This is a genomic window from Escherichia sp. KCJ4928 (assembly GCF_004352695.1).
In the GTDB taxonomy this organism is placed as follows: domain Bacteria; phylum Pseudomonadota; class Gammaproteobacteria; order Enterobacterales; family Enterobacteriaceae; genus ECMA0423.
On the sequence record NZ_SJWV01000545.1, the window covers coordinates 1 to 620 of the forward strand.

The 620-nt window shown below is 42.7% G+C and carries 1 protein-coding gene; it reads right to left on the reverse strand.

The features are described from left to right. A partial coding sequence (locus E0D98_RS25450; RefSeq protein WP_276320457.1) for a S6 family peptidase occupies positions 1–620 on the reverse strand: 620 nt, incomplete at both ends.

Below are 620 nucleotides of genomic sequence, written 5' to 3' on the forward strand. Positions count from 1 at the left end.
TGCGATGCAGAAACAGTTTGCCCTGCATGAATAACAGGGTGTCCCTGGAATATAAGAGCACCGTCCTGTTTTGACATATTTCCTGATATACTGACAGAGCCATCAAGCGTTAAAATATCATTGCCTGTAAGCTCCGGAATGACAATATCCATATTCCCCAGGAGCTTACCGTGATAAAGATATGAAGCCTGTGCACTTGATGTCAGTTTATTATTCTTTGCCATATCAACGGCCTGATTCAGGTCTGCTCCTGCAAATTGCCATTCGCTGGTGTTTTTCAGTGACCCCATCAGCACACTGCCAAATTTGGGCTTTTTCAGCAGATAATACTGTGTCGGACCGTAAAAAGTTGTTTTATACAAATCTCCGGCTGTCCCGTGTCCCCCCTGAAAGATGGCGTTCATATCTAACGCCTTCACGCTTACAGCTATTTCATCTTTTTTCAATGGTGACAGATTTAAAGTCAATAATGACTTGTCTGTGCTGCTGTTAATAATTGCAGCCCCATAATCAACAGCCTGTAAGCGGGAGAACTCTGTGTTTTTTCCGTTTATATCTAAATATCCACCCCGGAATCCCCAGGAAACATTATCAGGTATAATCTGATTATCTCCTGAGAG